Source organism: Phormidesmis sp. 146-12 (assembly GCF_052939495.1).
In genome coordinates this window covers 18,429-33,462 of sequence record NZ_JBJPHS010000018.1, presented here as the reverse complement: position 1 = coordinate 33,462, position 15,034 = coordinate 18,429, and the positions used below count along the sequence as shown (strand labels likewise).

Here is a 15,034-nt window from a genome sequence, read left to right as displayed (position 1 = left end):
TTGCATTTGCTTTCTAGATAAGCCGGAAAAATAACAGTTATGGCAGATTCTCTCTTATCGGATGCGGCTCGACAGTTAGAACGGGCACTAAAGTACACTTCGGTTTCTGAGGATACGATCGAGTCGCTCAAATTTCCCAAAGCCAGCCTTACGGTTTCGATTCCGGTGCGAATGGATGATGGGTCGCTGAAGGTGTTTCAAGGTTATCGGGTTCGTTATGATGACGCTCGCGGGCCAGGTAAGGGAGGCGTGCGCTATCATCCCAACGTTTCGCTCGATGAGGTGCAGTCTCTATCGTTTTGGATGACGTTTAAGTGTGCGGCGTTGAGTTTGCCGTTTGGGGGCGCAAAAGGGGGCATTACGGTCAACCCCAAAGCGTTGTCTCGACTTGAATTGGAGCGGTTGAGCCGGGGGTATATTGACGCGATCGCTGACTTTATTGGCCCCGATGTCGATATTCTGGCTCCCGATGTCTACACCAACGCGATGGTTATGGGCTGGATGATGGATCAATACAGCATTATCAAGCGGCAGCTTAGTCCCGGCGTGGTGACGGGCAAGCCGATCGCAATGGGAGGCAGTCTAGGACGGGAAGCGGCGACGGCGATGGGGGCGTTTTATGCGATTGAAGCAATTTTGCCGAAGTTCGATCGCGTTCCACAAACCACAACCGTCGCTGTTCAAGGGTTTGGCAATGCGGGAGGGACGCTGGCGGACTTGCTATTCAAAGCGGGCTACAAGGTGGTGGCGGTCAGCGATTCTCAAGGCGGAATCTATGCCAAAAATGGGTTAGATATTCCCAGTGTGCGCCAGTTCAAAGATTCGACTCGTGCAATGAAAGCCGTTTATTGTGAAGGGACGGTCTGCAACATTGTGGATCACGAGGTGATTACCAATGAAGAACTGTTGGCGTTAGACGTGGATATTCTGATTCCTGCTGCCTTAGAAAAGCAGATTACAGAAACAAACGCTCCCGCAGTCAAAGCCAAACTAATTTTTGAAGTGGCCAACGGGCCGATCACCTCTGCCGCCGATCCCATTCTTGAAGCTAAGGGAATTTATGTCTTTCCTGACATTTTGATCAATGCAGGAGGCGTAACCGTCAGCTACTTTGAATGGGTGCAAAACCGCAGCGGCATGTACTGGACGATCGGCGAAGTCAACCAGAGCCTTCAGCGCAAAATGATCGACGAGACAGAACAAATCTGGACTATCGCGCACACCCACTCCATCCCCATGCGGACGGCCGCCTACGTTCACGCTTTAAATCGACTAGGAGAAGCGATCGATGCCAAAGGTACCCGCCTCTACTACAACGCCCACTAAAGATACAACGCCCACTAAAGGCAATAGACTCAAGACATAGGACATCAAATGCTGTTCTGCCTGGAGTCTAAAGTCCAGAGTCCCGTTTAATTTTGAGGTGCGATCGACAAGGTGTAAGGATTGCGTCCCTGGGCACGATCGCCCACATAGACTTGATACTTTCCTTTTGTCCAGCGTCCTGGAATTTCGATTTTGCCACCCGATAGGCTATCAGCTTGCACACAGAAGTTTTGCCCTTGCGATCCGGTAATTAGTAGCGTCGGTTCGCCTGATCCCTGAAGGCTAAAGCGAAGATTGGCATCAGCCGTCACCTGGATAACGTGATTGGGCGTATTGTTAATAAACCCTGCACAGCTTGCATCTTTTTTAGGGCCGCCAGAAGTTCCATTCAGGGTCATGGTTTGCGAGTTTGGAGCGATCGCAACTGTTTGACTCACTGCAAGATTTCCTATTGCCAAAACAGCGGCCAGCGCAGTCGGAATTGTTGCCCAACGAGATAGTTTCATCGATTTCACCCCCAACAGAGACGAGACTTAATAGATTTAGTATCGCAAGCCACGAAAGTCCTTAAGAGCCGAGTTGTTACTGTTTGTGAAGTGTCACGGGGAAGGAGCGCCAAGCCTTTACACAATCAGGGTTTTCATACCAGTTCATACTTTGATGCTGCGGACTTTAGACTCTGGACTCTGAACTTCAGATTTTGGACTTCAGATTTTGGACTTCAGACTTAGACAAAACAGCATTAGAGCCTAACGCACATTCCTTTATTTCTTAAGACGACCAAAGTTCTCGGAGGTTTCTAATGAAAACATCGTGAAGGCTAAAAAAGATTACGCTATCTGAGATGAAAACACGATATTAGTTTTGAGTAGAAGCTTCCTAACCCCATCCCCATGAACGACCTCGACATTCGAGAATGGCTACTCACTAACGGGCTAGGCAGCTTTGCCAGTGGCACCATTTGTGATGCGCGTACTCGCACCTATCATGGGTGGTTGATGGCGGCGCTTGATCCCCCCGATCGCTGCACGCTACTGCTTTCTCACATTGATGCCAGTCTAGAAATCGCTGGATTTGTCTTCTCACTGGGGACAAACTTTTGGCATGACGGTACGGTGTCTCCAAAAGGGGAAATGCTGCGATCGTTCTCGCCTGATCCGGTGCCGACCTGGGTTTGGCAACAAGATGACTGGGCATTGACTCGTCAGATTCTCATGCCCTACGGGTTACAAAAGCAGGATCAAGAAGCGTCTGGTTTACCTGAGTTTAGTCATCGTGTGTTGATGCAATATCGCTATCAGGGGCAAAAAGCAGCGGTTTTGAGATTGCGTCCTTTGATCGGCGATCGCCCCCTTCATCAACAGCAACACCAATCCCCTGATCTGAGCTTTTCTCAACTGGTCGAGCCACACCATCTGAGTTTGCAATCGATGCGGCCGGGTCAAGTCGGAACCCCGTGGCAACTTTGCTGGAGTCAAGGACAATATCAGCCTGACAGCGTTTGGTACTGGAATTTTCACTATCCCGAAGAAACTCAACGCGGTTTAAATGATTGCGAAGATCTCTATAGTCCAGGATACATTTCAACCAGACTGCACGCCGGAGAAATGATCACATTAGAAGCAAGCGTAGGATTGACAGCCGAATCACTAAAGCTCACCAGCGAAACGTTTGATCGCGAACTCCAACAACAAACCGATCGGATTGCACCCTTGACTGACACAGCCTCATCAAACTTTCAGAAAAAACTATTAGAAACGAGCGATCGCTTTGTCGCCTTTAGAAGCACAACCGGAACGCCAACGCTCATTTCGGGTTACCCCTGGTTTAGAGATATCGGACGCTTTACCTTAATCTCACTTCCTGGATTAGCCCTGACGACACAACGCTATTCACTGGCGCGATCGCTATTAAAAACACTCGGACAATACTGCTATCAAGGGCTGATTCCCAATGGCTTTGCCGAACCTGACGGAAAGCCCATCTACAACAGCATCGACACCTCACTCTGGTGGATCGAAATGCTCGGACTCTATCTAGAAGCCAGCCAAGATTGGGACTTTCTCACTCAACAGTACGGCGTAGTCAAACAAATCTACAAATCTTTTACAGCCGGGACGCTTTACAACATTCGCATTGATGCCTCCGATGGACTGGTGATTTGGGATGATGCCACGATCGCCCTCACCTGGATGGATGCCCGCGTCCACGATCGACCCGTCACTCCCCGTCGAGGCAAACCGATCGAAGTGAATGCGCTCTGGTATTCTGCGTTGTGTTGGGCCACTCAGTGGGCTACGGCTTTGAGTCAATCGGATACCACCAATGCTGCCCTCGTCAACCAAGCCCGTCGCTATGCCGATCAAGCCAGTCAGGTAAAGCAGTCTCTTCAGCGATTTTGGAATGCTGATCGCAGCTATCTATTTGACGTGATCACCCCAGACGATCGCAGCGACCCAACCCTTCGACCCAATGCAGTTTTGGCCCTGTCGCTTCATCACTGTGCGTTTTCTTCAGACCAGGCAAGACAGATTTTGCAGGTGGCCCGCGATCGACTCCTGACTCCCTATGGCTTACGAACGCTTGACCCCACTGATCCCAATTATCAAGGACGCTATGAAGGCGCGGTCTGGACGCGAGAATTGGCTTACCATCAGGGCACAGTTTGGAGTTGGTTACTCAGTCCTTTTTTGCGGGCATGGAATCATTTTTATGCGGATTGTCCCCTGCCATTTGATTGGCAGCCGTTGCAGACTCATCTAGAGCAGCAGGTTTGTTTGGGCGCGATTTCAGAATTGTTTGATGGCGATGCACCGCATCTACCGAGAGGAGCGATCGCCCATGTCGGCACCATTGCCGAACTTTTACGCTGCTTAGACGAATGCACAGACTTCTAACCAAGTTTCATTTCATCCAAAAATGTTGCGATAAATCAAGAGTGATTGCTGGGTTGATCAACTCAAGTCAATTGTCAGGAAATCATGTTAAAAACTAAAAGAAATCTTAAATTCTTCTGCTTTTGAATCACTGCGCGGTAGAGAGCCTTTCCCATCGTTTTACTTGAGCTTGATCGCCCCAAAACCAGGAGCAATCCGCAAACTCATTCACCCGGAGGCTGTTATGTCGGGACTCATTCCCAGACCTCAGAGAGAGCGTCACTTGCCTAACTTAGATCATTGGAATGAGCCGTTTGAGCCAGAAGTAGCGGCTTCTAGCAGGGTGACGAATGCCTCTCAGGAGCACGACCGCGTGGTGGTGTTGGTCGATGGCTCTAATCTGTTTTATGCAGCATCGGTCTTGAGTGTTGGCATCGATTATGCAAAACTTCTGCAATTTTTAGTTGGGGGGCGGCGACTGGTACGGGCTTACTTTTACACCGGAGTCGATCGCAGTAACGAAAAACAACAGGGATTTTTACTCTGGATGAGCCGCAACGGATATCGCGTCGTTGCTAAAGAGTTAATTCAGTTTCCAGATGGCACTCGTAAGGCTAATTTGGATGTTGAAATGGCGGTCGATATGTTGAGGTTGTCAGGTTGTTGTGACACGATCGTTTTGCTTAGTGGAGATGGAGATCTCGCTTATGCAGTCAATTCGGTTAGTTATCGGGGCGTGCGGGTCGAGGTGGTGAGCCTTTACTCAATGACCAGTGACAGCTTGATCAATGTGTCTGACCTCTACACCGATCTGGCAACCATCAAAGACCAAGTTCAGCGAGAGGAAAGCGATCTCTCCGAGTTACCCTCCAGGGGTCGCGAATCTCAGTCACCCACCTGGCTAAATATTCGTCGTGATTGAGTTCGATTTGCTCTTGTTTATTAATGTGAATTTGATGGACGCGGCTTCGGTGTTGACGGCTTCTGCCCCCCAAGCTGCCAATTTTGGGAGACTTTAAGAGTGACTTGAATTGATCGTTTTAGCTACGATCGTAGATGCACTAAAATCAAGATCGAGCCTTTTGGAGAAAAGAAATTGCCTACTCTCGGCGTTAACATTGACCACATCGCCACTATTCGTCAAGCACGACGCACTGTAGAGCCTGACCCCGTTGCGGCCGCCGTCCTCGCAGAACTAGCCGGGGCCGATGGCATCACCGTTCATCTGCGCGAAGACCGTCGCCACATTCAAGACCGGGATGTACGGCTGTTGCGTCAAACGGTGAGAACTCATCTCAATCTAGAAATGGCAGCGACCGATGAAATGGTGGCGATCGCCCTCGATATCAAACCCGATTACGTCACCCTCGTCCCCGAAAAGCGTCAAGAAGTCACGACCGAAGGCGGATTAGACATTGCAGGGCAGTGCGATCGTATGCAGCAAGTCGTCGCCCAACTCCAAGACGCTCACATTCCGGTCAGTTTATTCATTGATGCAGATTCTCACCAGATTGCAGCCTCCGCCGCCACAGGCGCAAAATTTATCGAACTCCACACCGGACAGTATGCCGAAGCTCACAGCGAGTCCGATCGCCAAAAAGAATTAGAACTCTTAGCCAAAGGCTGTGAACAAGCGATCGCCGCTGGCCTGCGCGTGAATGCGGGACACGGTTTGACTTATTGGAATGTTTTTGCGATCGCAGGTCTCCCAGGCATGGAAGAATTGAATATTGGACACACGATCATCAGCCGGGCCGCCCTGGTCGGGTTAGAACGAGCCGTGCGCGAGATGAAACAAGCGATTCGAGGAGAACTTTGAACATGAAGATCTTGGCTTAGAGATTCGTTGAACCTCACACTCAAACCGCCCAACTCATCCTTTTGCCCTCCAAGCTACAAATTTAAGCAAATGACGACTTACTATTACGTTTTGGCCAGCGAGAAATTTCTCATCGACGAAGAACCGATCGCAGAAGTGATCAAAGAGCGAACTCGCAACTATCGAGAAAACGAAAAGGAAATTGATTTTTGGCTAATTCGTCAGCCTGCCTTTTTGGAAGCGCCCGAATTGGCATCCGTCAAAGCTGGCTGTCCCCAACCCGCAGCGGCGATCGTGTCTACCAATCCTCAATTCATCACCTGGCTAAAACTGCGATTAGAATACGTGATCACCGGGCAGTTTGAGGCTTCAGAAACCATTCCTCAACCGCTTGCGTCACTGTCTTCTGTCTCATAGGCGCTTCGGATTTTAGAGATTAGATTTTAGAGATTAGATAGAAGCTCATCGGTAAAATCACTCAAACCCGTCCGACTAAATTTGAAACAAATCGCCTGAGACCGTCTAAAATCTAGAATCCAAAAGTCAAAACTCACTATGACTCGATCGTTACAGGTATTTCTCACAGTTGCAGGGTTGGCGATGACTGCCACAAGCACGATGGCGCAGACCTCCTATCCTCAGTGTCAGCCCCCCAAGTCCGGCGAGTATCTGTTATTGGTTCTCAACAAAACTTCAGAAACCCAGTCCAAAGTCCGGAGTGTGTTGCCCAACAATGCAGATGCGACGGTCTGTAACTACCTGGAAAATGTGGTGACTCGTGTGAGTGGCTTTAGTTCGGTTGAGACGGCTAACTCGTGGGCCCAATACCTCACCCAAACCGTTGGACTCCAAGCCTTTGTCGCCCGCTCAACTCAGACTCCGACAGCGACTCGCCCCCCCGAACCTGCACCTCTGTCGGCCAAAGCCTCTGATCCATCGACCTACAACCCTCAACCGCTTGGGACTGGATATGCCGTCTTGGTCAGTTACTTTGATCGTCCAGAATTGGCGGGGCAAGTCCAGCAGGCATTGAGCAAAGAAGTGGGTCTGGTCTCTTATGGTCAGCGTCCCTATCTGTTAGCCATTCAAACGACGGATCAGGCGATCGCTAACTCAACTTTACAGAAACTCAGCGATCGCGGCTTTTGGGCGATGGTTGTCGATAGCCGTCGCGTCACCCTTTTGAGATCTGCGGTGAGTGTGCCTGCGATCGGCGGCAGATAGCTTTACTTCAAATTATTTACTTTAGATTAAAGACAAACTCGGCGACACAAGAAATCGCAATTCCCAAAATCGAGCCGACAATCACCTGAACGGGCGTGTGTCCGAGCAGTTCTTTGAGCCGTTCTTCAGTAAATTGATGTTCGCCCTGAAAGAATTCGTCGATCATCTGGTTGAGAATTTGTGCCTGCTTTCCGGCTGCCCGTCTCACACCCGCCGCATCATACATGACGATAATGGCAAACACGGTGGCGATCGCAAACTCACTGCTGGCCCATCCCGATGTCTGCCCGACTCCTGCCGCTAGCGCTGCTACCAACGCCGCATGAGAACTGGGCATTCCACCACTTTCGACCAAAACCTTCAAGTTAACCTTCTGATTGACGACTAACTCAACCAATAGCTTTGTAGCCTGAGCAATCAAACACGCGACGAGAGCGATCAGCAGCACTCGGTTGTCTAAAATGGTGCCAAAGTCCTGCATAGGGGGGAGGGATGAGGGATGAAAGGGTTTGGTGGGTTGTTCAGTTGGTTTGAATCGGCACTTTTTATCGGTAGTTCTTAGTGGGTTCGGGCGGTGATAAAGTCCGCGATCGCCATCAGAGGTAGGGCGCGATCGCCAAATCCTGATACGTCTGACTTGGCCTGTTCGACGAGTTGTTGGGCTTGCTTTTTGGATTCGTCGATGCCCCAAAAGCTGGGATAGGTAGCTTTTTGAGCGCGCAGATCTTTGCCGACTGATTTGCCCAATTCTTCTTGAGTGGACGTGATATCTAAGACATCATCGACGATTTGAAAGGCTAGTCCGATCGCTTGAGAATATCGAGTCAATTTCTGAACATCTGTTTCGGAGGCCCCGGCTAAAATAGCGCCACTGACCACCGAAGCTTCGAGTAAAGCGGCCGTTTTGTGGGCGTGGATGAAATTGAGCGTCTCAATCTTGACATCACAAACGCCTTCACAATGGAGGTCAACGGCCTGTCCGCCGACCAGCCCCGCAGCCCCGACGGCCCGCCCCAATCGAGCAATGACTTTGACGAGACGATCGGCAGGCACGTTCTGAGTTTCTTCCGCAATATGCTCAAAAGCGTAAGCCAGCAGCCCATCGCCCGCCAAAATCGCCACCGCTTCGCCAAAAACTTTGTGGTTGGTCAATTTGCCCCGCCGATAGTCGTCATCATCCATCGCAGGCAAATCGTCATGAATCAGCGACATCGTGTGAATCATTTCTAACGCGCAGGCGGTTGGCATCGCCATATCGATCGTTCCTCCTGCCAATTCGCACGTTGCTAGACAGAGGATCGGCCGTAGCCGCTTTCCACCGGCCAGCAGAGAGTAGCGCATCGCTTCGTAGATCTGCTCAGGGTAGACGATCGGAAGCGAGCGATCGAGGGCCGCTTCTACCTTTTTTTGTCTTGCCGCGAGATAAGCCCGCAGATCAAACTGAGGCGCTTGTTTAGAAAACTGTGTTCCGTCCGTCACCACCATTAGAGTCCCTCCTACTGAGCCTTGCTTCCCATTGGGCAAATTTTGCATTAGAGATTTTATAAAAATGAGAAAGGTGAAAATTAGTTTTTAGTTCTCAACCCTCAAAGCTTTTGCGAATAGCTCCACACTGTATTGTGCAACAGCATGGTAACAGTCATCGCACCCACCCCACCCGGAACAGGCGTTAAGTATCCTGCGACCTGCTGCACCGCATCAAAATCGACATCTCCAACCAGACGACTTTTGCCCGTCGCGTCAGTTACGCGATTGATCCCCACATCGACCACCACGGCTCCCGGTTTGACCATTTCGGCTGTGACCAGGTTTTGCCGACCGACTGCTGCGATCAAAATGTCAGCACTTTGGGCGATCGCCGTCAGGTCATGAGAGCGAGAATGGGCGATCGTCACCGTCGCATCCGCCTCCAACAACATGAGTGCAATGGGTTTCCCCACCAAAATACTACGCCCAATGACGACCGCTTGTTTGCCTTTACAATCAATTTGATATTCTTCGAGCAGCTTCATCACGCCGGCGGGTGTACAGCTTCTCAGCCCCGGTTCGCCGCGCAGCAGTCGCCCTAGATTAAAGGGATGCAACCCGTCTGCGTCTTTGTCGGGATTGATTTGATTGAGCAGAGCGACACTATCGAGGTGATCGGGTAGCGGCAGTTGTACCAGAATGCCATCGACGCGATCGTCCTGGTTTAATTCTCCGATCGTTTGCGCTAATTCTGCTTGAGTCGTCTCGATCGGAAAGTGTTTGCCAAACGAGGCGATCCCCACGGCTGCACAGGCGCGTTCTTTGTTTCGCACATAGGCGGCGCTGGCGGGATTGTCTCCGACCATCAGTACAGCCAAACCGGGAGGACGATTTTGAGCTTGCAGGGTTTGCACCTGTTGGGCTAACTCGGTCTGCATTTTTTGGGCGAGGGCTTTACCGTCGAGGAGAATCATGGGGATGAGGGATGAGGGATGAGGGATGAGGGATGAGGGATGAACTTAGAATTGGGAGGTTTGGCTGAATGCGGGTGATCTTCCGCTCAGTTTGGCAGATTTGGACTACCTTGTAATGGGTTGCTGGATTTGACTTTGGGTGTGGCGATTCGATCGCCAGCTTTGATTGTAGATGTCCCGGATTGTGAGTTAAACCATTTGAGGCGGTGGGGGTTATGCGATCGCTCTTCTCGGTCTTCTCTTGTGTTGGGCTGGTTTTTTTGGTGGGTTGTGGGTCTCCTCAAGCGTCTGAGCCAGTTCAACCGGGGGCGGTGTTTTCTGTGTTGGATTTTGGTACGACCAAGATCAGTGAGATTCAAAAGGGTAAAACGAATTATACGGTGCGGTTGCAGGGCAAAATTGTCGCTCAAGCGCCGCTCCTGGGTCAACGGGCTTTTGAGCTTCAAGATGCGACGGGGAAGATTTGGGTTGTGACAAAAGAAAAGCTGCCAGTGGCGACTGAGGTGAAAGTGACTGGAAAAGTTCGCTATCAGAGTATTCTGCTAGACGGTCGGGAGTCGGGCACGGTCTATCTTGAGCAACAGGGAGCCGTTGAGGTCGTTTCTGTGGGTAAAACTTCATGAATCGGATTGACGACTTTGCAGCCGCACCAGATGAAACTCGCGTCCAGGTCGCGATCGCCATTCTTACTCGTGAGAATCAACACTGTGAAAATCAATTTCTAATGCAGCTACGCGATGATGTGCCCAATATCGTCTATCCCGCTCATTGGGGCATGTTTGGCGGACACTTGGAACCCGGAGAAACACCCGAAATCGCCGTCCAGCGGGAAGTAGTCGAAGAGATCAATTATGTAATGCCGATCGTTCAGCGGTTTGGCTGCTATGTCGATGAGAAGGTGATTCGCTATGTATTTTATGCGCCGCTCAAGGTGGAGTTGTCAGAGTTGACGCTGATGGAAGGCTGGGACATGCAGCTACTGACTCGCGAAGAGATTCGGCGAGGGGAACGGTATAGCGATCGGGCGCAGCAGATTCGACCGTTGACTCAAGGGGCGCAGCGAATTTTGTTAGACTTCATCGAGCAGGCAGATTAAAAGTAGTACAAATTGTCTAATTCGATGGATCTGGTGAAGTTGCAAAAGGCTCTTGCAGTTGAGGCGGAGCATGGATTCAATAACCTGGAGGGGAATCGTTACCACTTCAATGAATTTTTGCGCCTCAACTTGAGTGAACCTGCGGCAGATCTGTCTGTCGATCGCCAAAAGTGTCAAGAAATTGCCCAAAAGTTTGCAGGTTACGCCGATCTATCTTTTTCTGAACGACAGCATTTGGTGGCTGAGACCAGACGATTTCTGTATCAAGTTCACAAAGACACCACTCACAGCAAAACGGCAGAATCTTCCCATTCACCAGACCCAAAACCCCCGATCAAAACGCCCAAAACGGCTCCGGTTGCGGAAGTTAATCGCGATCTTTCTCTCGACCAAAAATTAACGTATCTGCCCGGAATTGGCCCAAAAAATGCCGAGAAACTGGCGAAGTTGGGGCTGTACACGGTGCGGGATGTGCTGTATTACTACCCGCGTGACCATGTGGACTATGCGCGTCAGGTGAGCATCCGAGAATTGCAGGTCGGCGAGACGGTGACGTTGGTGGGAACGATCAAAAGCTGTAGCTGTTTTACCAGTCCGCGCAACAGTAAGCTGACGATCGTCGAACTTGTGATTCGTGACAGCACAGGTCAGATGAAGATCAGCCGATTTTTTGCGGGAGCGCGTTACAGCAATCGAGGCTGGCAAGAACAACAAAAGCGCCAGTTTCCTGTCGGGGCCGCGATCGCTGCATCCGGTCTGGTCAAAGAAACCAAGTTTGGTAAAACGCTCGAAGATCCGGATTTGGAAATTTTGGATCACTCAGGCGATGCGATTGATTCCCTGACAGTCGGGCGGATCATTCCTATTTATTCGCTGACCGAAGGGGTGGGTGCTGATCTGGTCAGAAAAACAGTCGTCGCCTCACTTCCAGCCGTTTCCAAACTTCAAGAAGCGCTGCCTCCCGGACTGCTTGATCACTATCAGTTGATTGGATTAGCGGAAGCGATCGCTCACATTCACTTTCCCCCTGACAGCGAGAAGCTGGCGGCGGCTCGACGGCGGTTGGTGTTTGACGAATTTTTCTATCTGCAACTCGGTCTGCTCAAGCGACGACAAGAACAGCAGCAGATTCAGAAAAGCGCGATTCTGGCTCCCCAAGGCGAACTGATTCACCGATTTACGGAGAGTTTGCCCTTCCAATTTACAGGCGCACAGCAGCGAGTCATCAACGATATTCTGAATGATTTGCAAAAGCCCAGTGCGATGAATCGATTAGTTCAGGGCGATGTCGGATCGGGAAAAACGGTCGTAGCGGTGGTGGCGATTTTGGCGGCGATCGAGGCAGGCTATCAAGCCGCATTCATGGCACCGACTGAAGTTTTGTCAGAACAGCATTACCGAAAATTGGTTGGCTGGTTCAATTTACTCAATCTGCCTGTGGAGTTGCTGACAGGTTCGACCAAGGCCGTCAAACGTCGCGAAATTCATGCCCAACTCGAAACGGGACAGTTGCCGCTTTTGGTGGGGACTCACGCCCTGATTCAGGACACTGTGAACTTTCAGCGATTGGGCCTGTGTGTGATTGACGAGCAGCATCGATTTGGCGTTCAACAACGCGCCCGACTCCAGCAAAAAGGCGAGCATCCCCACGTTTTGACCATGACGGCGACTCCCATTCCTCGCACGTTGGCCTTGACCCTGCACGGCGATTTGGATGTGAGCCAGATTGACGAATTACCTCCCGGCCGCAAGGCGATTCAGACCACTGCGCTGATGGGACGCGATCGCCCACATGCCTACGATTTGATCCGGCGAGAAATTGCTCAGGGTCGCCAGGTTTACGTCGTCTTACCGCTGGTCGAAGAGTCTGAAAAATTGGATTTGAAGTCGGCGATCGAAGAGCATCAAGAACTTCAAGAAAAAGTCTTTCCCGAATTCAAAGTCGGCTTGCTGCACGGACGCATGACCTCAGCCGAAAAAGACGAATCGATCACCAAATTTCGCGACAACGAAACTCAAATTCTCGTCTCAACCACCGTCGTCGAAGTCGGGGTAGACGTTCCCAACGCTACCGTCATGCTGATCGAACACGCCGAACGATTCGGATTGTCACAATTACACCAGCTTCGAGGGCGAGTCGGTCGAGGGGGATCTCAGTCGTTCTGTTTGTTAATGAGCAGTTCTAAAGCAGAGACGGCAAGACAGCGATTAAATGTATTAGAACAGTCTCAAGACGGCTTCTTTATTTCTGAGATGGATATGCGATTTCGCGGGCCCGGTGAAGTGTTGGGAATGCGTCAATCAGGGCTACCAGATTTTGCTTTAGCCAGTTTAGTCGAAGATCAAGACGTTCTAGAAGTGGCACGAGAAGCCGCCGAAAAAGCGATCGCCAAAGACCCCAGCCTCGATCGTTTCCCCGCCATGAAAGCCGAATTGAACTATCGATATCAGCGCCTAATGGGTGGCGCAATTTTGACTTAAAGTTAAGCCTGTTTTGGTTTCTTCTCAAGAATTGGGCGAATCATTTCAAGCTGCTGATGCCATTCCTCTTCGGTTTTTGGAGGATGAAATAAAACAGCTTCCGAATCAGGACTGCGCCGAGAAAAAAAGGATTCGATCGCGTCCCTCTGTTTTGATTAGGGCGTATCTCTCTGTTTTTTCAATTGCTTTTCAAGCTCTACCTTGAATACTTCCTCTTGTTGCTTCCATTCTTCTAACGTTTTAGGTGGAGAAAACCAGGTTGCTTCTGAATCAGGACTGCGCCGAGCAAAGAAAGCTTCCATCGCGTCCAAGTCATGTCGGTTTTGGAGAATGTAAGCTCTCAACTCTTTCCAGGACATCGCATCGTAATTAGGCTTCATTAACAAACCTCCACTGTCCATCACGGGGAATAATGATTTGAAGTTCTTCACCTGCGAAGATATAAATCTCACCTGTAAGCTGATTAAATCGAAAGACTTCAATGTTTTTGAAGTAGTTTGACAGCATCTGACAAATGTAGACGCTGGTAAAGTTCTGTTCAGCAGTCGGTAAAATGGTTCGCTCCTCAATTTTGACACAATCATTTTCTCTGGTTCTGATCGTCTCGGTACAGATGTAAACTTGTGTTAAGTTCTCTTATTTATATAACTATGAACCGTCGATCGCTCCTCACTCTCCTCTTTTCCTGCTGTCTCATTTTGCTGGCTGTGGTGCCTTCTGCGCTGGCAATGGGGGGCAAACTTCCGTCGATTAACGAGCCTGCTCCAGAGTTTGCGCTGCCCACAAATACCGGAGACGGTCAGATTTCGCTGGCAGACTATCGAGGCAAATGGATCGTCGCCTACTTTTACCCCAAAGATTTCACATCAGGCTGCACGATCGAAGCCAAAAAATTTCAGCAAGATTTACCGAAGTATCTCGATCGCAACACTCAAATTTTGGGTATCAGTGCCGATGATGTCGATTCTCACGCCGATTTTTGCGATTCTGAAGGGCTAAAATTTCCGCTTTTGGCCGACACTACAGGCGCAACCAGCAAAGCTTACGGCTCTTGGATGGGCGTTGTCTCATCGCGTCACACCTTCATCATCGATCCCGCAGGCACCCTCAAAGCCACCTTCACAGGCGTAAATCCGATCGTCCACAGCCGCGAAGTCCTGGCTAAACTAGACGAACTCCAGAAAGGCTGAGAAGCGATCGCCCAGAATTTTTGCCACAATCTGTAAAGGTCTCCTCCCTCTTCCCTCCTCCCTCTTCCCTCTTCCCTCTTCCCTCTTCCCTCCTCCCTCTTCCCTCCTCCCTCCCTCTGCCCATGTCGTCCCAAAACCCAAAAGAGCGGCTGGAATTTGCCGAACCCACCCCATCGCCATTGGTAAGATTGCGAGACACCGAACGATCGCTGCGCCTCAAAACTGTGGAAACGATCGCCCCCCTCCTCCCCTCCGAAACCGCGATGAATTTGGGAGAAACTTCGCAAGCCGCCGACGAGTTTTTGGACGAACTGGCCAAGGTTGACCTCGACACCATCACCGACGCAGAACTCAAACCCGCTCGCATTATGGCAGGCTTGACCTTCACCGGGTTTAGCGGATTGATGATGATGTTTTTACTCGTCTATCTGTCTAATCTGCACCCCGAATTGTCAGCCGTTGCTCAGATTCAAGCCTTTTGGTATCAATATGTCTGGTTCATCAGTCTTGGCGTTGCAGGATTAGCAGTCTTGGCACGAGAAGCCATGCGCCCCCCAGAAGATTAGCCTACAAATTCAAGC

17 protein-coding genes are annotated in these 15,034 nt (G+C 50.5%); 11 read left to right on the top strand and 6 right to left on the bottom strand.

The window, feature by feature from the left end:
- Positions 1 to 39 precede the first annotated feature (39 nt).
- A complete protein-coding gene (locus ACKFKF_RS10560) occupies positions 40 to 1,326 on the top strand; it encodes a Glu/Leu/Phe/Val family dehydrogenase (protein WP_446867677.1) in 1,287 nt (428 codons plus the stop codon).
- Between the two features lie 86 nt (positions 1,327 to 1,412).
- Here the strand turns inward: ACKFKF_RS10560 and ACKFKF_RS10555 are convergent, their stop codons facing one another.
- Positions 1,413 to 1,832 carry a hypothetical protein gene (locus ACKFKF_RS10555; RefSeq protein WP_446860612.1) on the bottom strand — a complete coding sequence of 140 codons (420 nt, stop codon included), beginning with the start codon at positions 1,830 to 1,832 and terminating at the stop codon, positions 1,413 to 1,415.
- 387 nt (positions 1,833 to 2,219) lie between these two features.
- Between ACKFKF_RS10555 and ACKFKF_RS10550 the strand changes: the two genes are divergently transcribed.
- The 5 genes from ACKFKF_RS10550 (at position 2,220) to ACKFKF_RS10530 (ending at position 7,245) form a co-directional block, all read left to right on the top strand.
- Entirely contained in the window at positions 2,220 to 4,223 is a 2,004-nt protein-coding gene (locus tag ACKFKF_RS10550; RefSeq protein ID WP_446867676.1) for an amylo-alpha-1,6-glucosidase, read from the top strand.
- A 223-nt stretch (positions 4,224 to 4,446) separates the two neighbouring features.
- Positions 4,447 to 5,124 (top strand): LabA-like NYN domain-containing protein, encoded by a 678-nt coding sequence (locus ACKFKF_RS10545; RefSeq protein ID WP_446860610.1) that lies wholly within the window; start codon positions 4,447 to 4,449, stop codon positions 5,122 to 5,124.
- Between the two features lie 174 nt (positions 5,125 to 5,298).
- Positions 5,299 to 6,021: a pyridoxine 5'-phosphate synthase gene (locus ACKFKF_RS10540; RefSeq protein WP_446867675.1), complete on the top strand. Its 723-nt coding sequence runs from the start codon at positions 5,299 to 5,301 to the stop codon at positions 6,019 to 6,021.
- 90 nt (positions 6,022 to 6,111) lie between these two features.
- Positions 6,112 to 6,438 carry an MgPME-cyclase complex family protein gene (locus ACKFKF_RS10535; RefSeq protein ID WP_446860608.1) on the top strand — a complete coding sequence of 109 codons (327 nt, stop codon included), beginning with the start codon at positions 6,112 to 6,114 and terminating at the stop codon, positions 6,436 to 6,438.
- Between the two features lie 138 nt (positions 6,439 to 6,576).
- Positions 6,577 to 7,245: a hypothetical protein gene (locus ACKFKF_RS10530; protein WP_446860607.1), complete on the top strand. Its 669-nt coding sequence runs from the start codon at positions 6,577 to 6,579 to the stop codon at positions 7,243 to 7,245.
- A gap of 16 nt (positions 7,246 to 7,261) precedes the next feature.
- On the opposite strand, the gene ACKFKF_RS10525 is transcribed toward ACKFKF_RS10530, so the two are convergent.
- From ACKFKF_RS10525 to folD, 3 genes are all read right to left on the bottom strand, one after another.
- Positions 7,262 to 7,726: a divergent PAP2 family protein gene (locus ACKFKF_RS10525; RefSeq protein ID WP_446867674.1), complete on the bottom strand. Its 465-nt coding sequence runs from the start codon at positions 7,724 to 7,726 to the stop codon at positions 7,262 to 7,264.
- Between the two features lie 77 nt (positions 7,727 to 7,803).
- Positions 7,804 to 8,730 carry a geranylgeranyl diphosphate synthase CrtE gene (gene crtE / locus ACKFKF_RS10520; protein ID WP_446867673.1) on the bottom strand — a complete coding sequence of 309 codons (927 nt, stop codon included), beginning with the start codon at positions 8,728 to 8,730 and terminating at the stop codon, positions 7,804 to 7,806.
- Between the two features lie 101 nt (positions 8,731 to 8,831).
- Complete coding sequence (gene folD, locus ACKFKF_RS10515; RefSeq protein ID WP_446860604.1) at positions 8,832 to 9,686, bottom strand: bifunctional methylenetetrahydrofolate dehydrogenase/methenyltetrahydrofolate cyclohydrolase FolD; 855 nt, start codon at positions 9,684 to 9,686, stop codon at positions 8,832 to 8,834.
- Positions 9,687 to 9,901: 215 nt separating this feature from the next.
- Between folD and ACKFKF_RS10510 the strand changes: the two genes are divergently transcribed.
- From ACKFKF_RS10510 to recG, 3 genes are read left to right on the top strand one after another with little or no spacing between them, the layout of a single operon-like run.
- Positions 9,902 to 10,309, top strand: a complete 408-nt coding sequence (locus ACKFKF_RS10510; RefSeq protein WP_446867672.1) for a hypothetical protein — start codon at positions 9,902 to 9,904, stop codon at positions 10,307 to 10,309.
- Complete coding sequence (locus ACKFKF_RS10505; RefSeq protein ID WP_446867671.1) at positions 10,306 to 10,782, top strand: NUDIX hydrolase; 477 nt, start codon at positions 10,306 to 10,308, stop codon at positions 10,780 to 10,782. The genes ACKFKF_RS10510 and ACKFKF_RS10505 overlap by 4 nt, the downstream gene beginning before the upstream one ends.
- 24 nt (positions 10,783 to 10,806) lie before the next feature.
- A complete protein-coding gene (recG, locus tag ACKFKF_RS10500; RefSeq protein WP_446867670.1) occupies positions 10,807 to 13,263 on the top strand; it encodes an ATP-dependent DNA helicase RecG in 2,457 nt (818 codons plus the stop codon).
- Between the two features lie 155 nt (positions 13,264 to 13,418).
- Here recG and ACKFKF_RS10495 read toward each other — a convergent pair whose 3' ends face one another.
- Together ACKFKF_RS10495 and ACKFKF_RS10490 are read right to left on the bottom strand one after the other, a co-directional pair.
- Positions 13,419 to 13,643, bottom strand: coding sequence for a DUF6887 family protein (locus tag ACKFKF_RS10495; RefSeq protein ID WP_446861340.1), 225 nt, complete (start codon positions 13,641 to 13,643; stop codon positions 13,419 to 13,421).
- Positions 13,633 to 13,818: a DUF6888 family protein gene (locus tag ACKFKF_RS10490; RefSeq protein ID WP_446861345.1), complete on the bottom strand. Its 186-nt coding sequence runs from the start codon at positions 13,816 to 13,818 to the stop codon at positions 13,633 to 13,635. The genes ACKFKF_RS10495 and ACKFKF_RS10490 overlap by 11 nt, the downstream gene beginning before the upstream one ends.
- A 95-nt stretch (positions 13,819 to 13,913) precedes the next feature.
- Between ACKFKF_RS10490 and ACKFKF_RS10485 the strand changes: the two genes are divergently transcribed.
- The gene (locus ACKFKF_RS10485; protein ID WP_446867669.1) at positions 13,914 to 14,453 is read left to right on the top strand and encodes a peroxiredoxin; all 540 of its coding nucleotides are present in this window, start codon (positions 13,914 to 13,916) and stop codon (positions 14,451 to 14,453) included.
- Between the two features lie 122 nt (positions 14,454 to 14,575).
- Positions 14,576 to 15,019, top strand: coding sequence for a hypothetical protein (locus ACKFKF_RS10480; RefSeq protein WP_446867668.1), 444 nt, complete (start codon positions 14,576 to 14,578; stop codon positions 15,017 to 15,019).
- The last annotated feature ends 15 nt before the right edge of the window (positions 15,020 to 15,034 follow it).